This is a genomic window from Methylobacterium indicum (genome assembly GCF_017347565.1).
In the GTDB taxonomy this organism is placed as follows: domain Bacteria; phylum Pseudomonadota; class Alphaproteobacteria; order Rhizobiales; family Beijerinckiaceae; genus Methylobacterium; species Methylobacterium indicum.
In genome coordinates this window covers 5,543,746-5,550,000 of sequence record NZ_AP024145.1, presented here as the reverse complement: position 1 = coordinate 5,550,000, position 6,255 = coordinate 5,543,746, and the positions used below count along the sequence as shown (strand labels likewise).

Genomic DNA, 6,255 nt, shown 5'->3' with positions numbered 1-6,255 from the left:
GTGTCGAAGAAGTTGAGCGCCGCGACGCTCACCCGCACCAGGGCCTCGCCCGGCCCGGGTACCGGATCCGGCACCTCCTCGATCACCAGATTCTCCGGCCCGCCGAGCACCTTGCACAGGAGTGCCTTCATCGCCACCGATCCTCCCCGCCGCGCATCCGGCGGCCTGGCGCCGAGTCGTGGGCCAGGCCGTGGCTGCTGGCAACCCGGCATAAGGCCGTGACGACGCCCGTCAGGCGCGCTCGTAGGTCCCGGTCAGGGCCCCCTTGGCGAGGACGTGGCCGTGCATCGCCTCGATGAGGGCGCTGCGGCCGGGCGTGCCGTCGAGACCGAGGCGCCGATTCAGCGCGTAGACCTGGAACAGGTAGCGGTGCGGGCCGTGGCCGGTCGGCGGATCGGGCGGCAGGTAGCCGGCCTTGAGAAAAGTGTTCTTGCCGACCTCCTCGATCGTTCCGTCCGAGCCGGGGCTCGCCAGCGCCCCCTCGGGCAGGTCTTCGTCCGTCGGCTCTAGGTCCCACGCGATGGCGTGGACGATCGGCTTCGGCGTCGGGCTGTCGGCATCCTCCACGAGCAGCACCACGGCGGCGGTGCCGGTGGGAATGCCGCTCCAGGCCAGCGGCGGCGAGAGCTTCTCGCCGTCCTGGGTGAAACGCGCCGGCATCGCGGCTTCGTCCGCGAAGGCCGGGCTCGTCACCCGGATCGCCGCGGGGGCGCCCTCGAACTCGGCGTGGTAGGCGGTCTTGTCGAGGCCGGCACGCAGGCCCGACAGCGCCTCGCCCAGGGCGTGGGGGATCTTTTCCAGCATGGACCCGTCTCCTCGGTTGCTCGCGGCGACAACCGGGGGAGAGGGGTCCGGGTTGCGCGGTCAGGCGCGAGGCCGCTCGGCCGCGATCATGTAGTTCACCGCCGTGTCGCGGGCGGTGCTCCAGCGGGTGGTGAGCGGATTGAAGACGACGCCGGTCGTGTCGGTGACCGCGAGGCCCCCGCCCTCGACGGCGTCGCGCAGCTCGTCGGGCGTCACGAACTTGTTCCAGTCGTGGGTTCCCTTCGGCAGCCAGCCGAGGACGTATTCCGCCCCCACGATGGCAAGCGCGAAGGAGCGCATCGTCCGGTTGATCGTCGCGGCGAAGAAGAGCCCGCCCGGCTTCACCGCCGTGCAGGCGGTGCGCACGAAGGCCGGCATGTCGGTGACGTGCTCCACCACCTCCATGGCGCAGACGATGTCGAAGCGCTCGCCGGCGGCCACCACGTCCTCGATCGTCTCGGCCCGGTAGCGCACGGGCACCCCGGCCTCGTCGGCATGGGCTTGCGCGATCCTGACATTGGTCACGGCCGGATCGAGGCCGGTCACCTCGGCGCCGAGGCGGGCGAGCGGCTCGGACAGGACGCCACCGCCGCAGCCGACATCGACGAGGCTGAGGCCCGACAGCGGCGCGGGCGCCAGCGGGTCGCGGCCGAAATGCCGGCAGACCGTGTCGCGGATGTAGGTGAGGCGCACCGGGTTGAAGCGATGCAGCACCCGCATCGGCCCCGCCTCGTCCCACCATGTGGCGGCGAGGCGATCGAAGCGGGCGACCTCGTCGCGGTCGATCGAGGGTCCGGTCGGTTCGCTCATCGGCGCCAGGCCTTCCTGTGGGCGGGAGAGAAAAGGTCTCTCGAAGGGTCTCTCGGCGTCGAGGTAGCGCAGCCGCCGTCCCGGGCCAACCGCCGTGATGCGCCGCCGAGGGGCCCGCGGCGTTGACACCGGCCCGGGGCGCTTGTACCCGCCGGACGCCCACCATCTCGCGCTGCGGCAGACGCGTCGCGAGGGCGGTCGGCGAGAGCAGTTCGCAAGAGCAGTTTGTTCGAAGCAGTTTGTTCGATCGGATCCCCATGCCCCGCCTGGTGATGAAATTCGGCGGCACCTCCGTCGCCACGGTCGACCGCATCCGCAACGTCGCCCGCCACGTCGCCCGCGAGGTGCGGGCCGGCTACGAGGTGGCGGTCGTCGTCTCGGCGATGTCCGGCAAGACCAACGAGCTGGTGGCCTGGTGCAAGGACGCCTCGCCCCTCTATGCCCAGTCCGAGTACGACGCGGTCGTCGCCTCCGGCGAGCAGGTCACGTCGGGTCTGCTCGCCATCGTGCTCGCCGAGATGGGTATCAAGGCCCGCTCCTGGCAGGGCTGGCAGATCCCGATCGAGACCTCCGACCAGCACGGCTCGGCCCGGATCCAGAACATCGACGGCGCCCGCCTCGATGCCGGCTTCAAGCGCGGCGAGGTCGCGGTGATCGCCGGCTTCCAGGGCATCCACCCCGAGACCGGCCGCCTGACGACCCTGGGCCGCGGCGGCTCCGACACGAGTGCCGTCGCGATCGCGGCGGCGATCGGCGCCGAGCGCTGCGACATCTACACCGACGTCGACGGCGTCTACACCACCGATCCCCGGGTGGTGCCGAAGGCCCAGCGCCTCGAGCGGGTCGCCTTCGAGGAGATGCTCGAGATGGCCTCCCTCGGGGCCAAGGTGCTGCAGGTGCGCTCGGTCGAGCTCGCCATGGTGCACCGGGTGCCGACCACCGTGCGCTCCTCCTTCGACGACCCCGACGACGCCCGCCCCGGCACCCTCATCTGCGACGAGGACGATATCGTGGAACAGCAGATCATCACGGGCATCGCCTTCTCGAAGGACGAGGCGCAGATCACGCTTCGCCGGGTGAAGGACAAGCCCGGCATCGCCGCCGCCATCTTCGGCCCGCTCGCCGATGCCAACATCAACGTCGACATGATCATCCAGGTCGTGTCGGGCGACGGCGCGGCGACCGACATGACCTTCACGGTCCCGGCGGCCGATTACGAGCGCGCCCGCGCGATCCTGGAGGCGCAGTCCGGCACCGTCGAGGTCGAGCGCATCGAGGGCGCCACCGACGTGGTCAAGGTCTCGGCGATCGGCATCGGCATGCGCAGCCATGCCGGCGTCGCCGCCAAGGCGTTCCGGGCGCTGGCCGAGAAGGGCATCAACATCCGGGCGATCACCACCTCGGAGATCAAGTTCTCCGTGCTGATCGACGCCGCCTATACGGAGCTGGCGGTCCGCACCCTCCACGCGCTCTACGGCCTCGACAAGGCCTGAATTCGTCGGCGCCCCGCGCCGGCCGGTATTCGACGACGCCCCGTCCGCGATGCCTCGCGGGCGGGGCGTCGTCGTTTCCGGACGGTCACCGCCCGCCTTTCCCCCGAAATGGCCGGCCCTCGTGGCGGGCCCTACCCCTGAAGGACGCTTGCCGGCCGGGCGTCGGACTCGCTATACGGCGAGGACGGGGCCGATGCGTCAGGCCCGCGCAGGCGGACCTTTCGGTTGCGCCGCGCCGGGCCCGGCTCGCCAAAGGGTGGAACACGAGACGATGCCCGCAGCGCCTGGAGGCCCGCGCCTGCTACTGCGCCGCCTTCGCGAGGCCATGGCGGAGCCCGTCGGCCCGCAGGCGCGCCTCGACCGCATCGTCGTCCTGATCGCGTCCAACATGGTCGCGGAGGTCTGCTCGGTCTACGTCCTGCGCGACGACGGCAACCTCGAGCTCTTCGCGACCGAGGGCCTCAACCGCGAGGCGGTGCACCTCACCACCATGCGGGCCGGCGAGGGCCTGGTCGGCCTGATCGCCGCCACCGCCGAGCCGCTCTCCCTCTCCGACGCCCAGTCGCACCCGGCCTTCTCGTATCGGCCGGAGACGGGCGAGGAGGTCTATCACGCCTTCCTGGGCGTGCCGCTCCTGCGGGCCGGCAATACGCTGGGCGTGCTGGTGGTGCAGAACCGCACCTACCGGGTCTATTCCGAGGAGGAGATCGAGGCGCTCCAGACCACCGCCATGGTGCTGGCGGAGATGATCGCCTCGGGCGAGCTGCAGGCCCTGTCGCCCGGCACCGTCAGCGCCTCGCGCCGGGCGCTGAGCCAGTGCGGCGTCGCGCTCGCCGACGGCGTGGGCCTCGGCCACGTCGTGCTGCACGAGCCGCGCATCGTCGTGCGCAACCTCATCGCCGAGAATGTCGAGCGCGAGGTGTCGCGCCTCGATACCGCGATCGCGGAGGTCCGCTCGGCCATCGACGACCTCGTCGAGCGCGGCGACGTCGCGGGGGCCGGCGAGCACCGGGAGGTGCTCGAGACGGTGCGGATGTTCGCCCACGACCAGGGCTGGCTGCGGCGCATGCGCGAGGCGGTGCTCTCGGGCCTCACCGCGGAGGCCGCGGTGGAGCGGGTGCAGTCGGACAACCGCGCCCGGATGCTGCGCCAGAGCGATCCCTACCTGCGCGAGCGCCTGCACGACCTCGACGACCTCGCCAACCGGCTGCTGCGCCAGCTCGTCGGCCGCGAGGGGATCGGCCCCTCGGCCATGCCCGAGAACGCCATCCTGGTGGCGCGCTCGATGGGGCCGGCGGCGCTCCTCGACTACGACCGCTCCCGCCTGCGCGGCGTGGTGCTGGAGGAGGGCGGGCCGACCAGCCACATCGCCATCGTGGCCCGGGCGCTGGGTATCCCGGCGGTGGGGGAGGTGGCCAACGCCACCGCGCTCGTCGAATCCGGCGACGGCATCATCGTCGATGGCGGCACCGGCGAGGTGCAGATCCGGCCCGGCCCCGAGATCGAGGCGGCCTATGCCGAGAAGGCCCGCCTGCGCGCCCGGCGCCAGGAGCAGTACCGCTCCTTGCGCGACGTGCCAGCTGTCACCCGCGACGGCGTCGCGGTCGCGCTCCAGCTCAATGCCGGCCTGATCGTCGACCTGTCGCACCTCGCCGAGACCGGAGCACAGGGCGTCGGGCTCTTTCGCACCGAGCTGCAGTTCATGGTGGCCGAGCGGATGCCGAGCGCCGCCGAGCAGCAGATCCTCTACGAGACCGTGTTCGACGCCGTCGGCGATTTGCCGGTGACGATCCGCACCCTCGACATCGGCGGCGACAAGGTGCTGCCCTACATGAAGGCGCTGGAGGAGGAGAACCCGGCCCTCGGCTGGCGGGCGATCCGCATCGGTCTCGACCGGCCCGGCCTGCTGCGGATGCAGCTGCGCGCGCTCCTCAAGGCGGCCCGCGGGCGGCCGCTGAAGATCATGTTCCCGATGGTCGCGACCGTGGACGAGTTCGTCCAGGCGAAGAGAATCGTGGAGCGCGAGAAGGCGCATCTCACCCGCCACGGCTATCCGCTGCCCTCGGAATGCCGGCTCGGCGTGATGGTCGAGGTGCCCTCGCTGCTGTTCCAGATGGACGAGATCGCGGCCGAGGCCGACTTCCTCTCGGTGGGCTCCAACGACCTGATGCAGTTCCTGTTCGCGGTCGACCGCGAGAACCGCCAGGTTGCCAACCGCTTCGACCCCCTGAGCGCCGCGGCGCTCCGCGCCTTCCGGCTGATCGCCGAGCGGGCCAACGCCGCCGGTACCCCGGCGACCGTCTGCGGCGAGATCGGCGGGCGGCCGCTCGAGGCGATGGCGCTGATCGGGCTCGGCTTCCGTGCGCTGTCGATGTCCCCGGCCTCGATCGGCCCGATCAAGGCGATGGTGCTGGGCATCGATGCCGGCGCCGTGGCGGAATTCCTCGATCGGGAACTGGCCCGGAACCGCGACGGCGCTTCGCTGCGTCCGGCGCTCGCGGCCTTCGCCGAGGAGCACGGCGTTCCAATCTGACGGGTCGCGTGGCCGCACCGACCCTAGCGCGGGTCTATAATCCAGAACGACGACCGGAGGGCATGGGGGAGGACCATCTTCGATCGTGAAGACTCTGGGGCGAAAGAGCATAAGATTCTGTTCGACCTGATCGACAGTCTTCATACCCTCATCGTCATCCCGGGTCCGCGCAGCGGAGCCCGGGCTCCAGAACCGCCGATGGTTCTTCAGGAAGATCGACAGCGTACCACTTCGTTCTTTTCCACCTGCGCGTCTGGATTCCGGGCTCCGCTGCGCGGCCCCGGAATGACAAGGAGCGCGTCAAGACTGTCGTGCAAATCGAACAGGCTTCGAGCGATGTGGACGGCTGACCTCTCGTGACAATCATCGTGATGAAACGCCCGACCGGATGGACACGGCCGTCACGATCGGGCCGATCCGATCACGTCCATCCGACGAGATGAGGTGCGGGATGCCTCCCCCGCCTCCTCGCCCACGCGATGGAGCGGACGGCCTGCTTTTGGAAAGGCTCATGGCCGCCTCACGCCGCGGCAAGAAGGCTTTTGTCCACGGCCTGACCGACTCCCCAACCCCCGCAGACCTGCTATACGCGGCACCATCTCCGGCACCGGGCGC

At 70.7% G+C, this 6,255-nt stretch carries 5 protein-coding genes (1 of these 5 only partly in view); 2 read left to right on the top strand and 3 right to left on the bottom strand.

Going from position 1 to position 6,255, the window contains the following annotated elements:
* The 3 genes from miv_RS25755 to ubiG form a co-directional block, all read right to left on the bottom strand.
* Positions 1–131, bottom strand: partial view of an NADPH:quinone oxidoreductase family protein gene (locus tag miv_RS25755; protein ID WP_058619237.1) — the start only. The gene continues 844 nt to the left of window position 1, outside the view; the window shows 131 of its 975 coding nt (coding positions 1–131); it begins with the start codon at positions 129–131; its stop codon lies beyond the left edge, outside the window.
* 100 nt (positions 132–231) lie between these two features.
* A complete protein-coding gene (locus miv_RS25750; protein WP_048428329.1) occupies positions 232–804 on the bottom strand; it encodes a YbhB/YbcL family Raf kinase inhibitor-like protein in 573 nt (190 codons plus the stop codon).
* A 60-nt stretch (positions 805–864) separates the two neighbouring features.
* Positions 865–1,614, bottom strand: coding sequence for a bifunctional 2-polyprenyl-6-hydroxyphenol methylase/3-demethylubiquinol 3-O-methyltransferase UbiG (gene ubiG, locus miv_RS25745; protein ID WP_207179671.1), 750 nt, complete (start codon positions 1,612–1,614; stop codon positions 865–867).
* A 257-nt stretch (positions 1,615–1,871) separates the two neighbouring features.
* Here ubiG and miv_RS25740 point away from each other — a divergent pair, with 257 nt between their 5' ends.
* Positions 1,872–3,107: an aspartate kinase gene (locus tag miv_RS25740; RefSeq protein WP_048428327.1), complete on the top strand. Its 1,236-nt coding sequence runs from the start codon at positions 1,872–1,874 to the stop codon at positions 3,105–3,107.
* A 271-nt stretch (positions 3,108–3,378) separates the two neighbouring features.
* Positions 3,379–5,640, top strand: coding sequence for a phosphoenolpyruvate--protein phosphotransferase (ptsP, locus tag miv_RS25735; protein ID WP_048428326.1), 2,262 nt, complete (start codon positions 3,379–3,381; stop codon positions 5,638–5,640).
* The last annotated feature ends 615 nt before the right edge of the window (positions 5,641–6,255 follow it).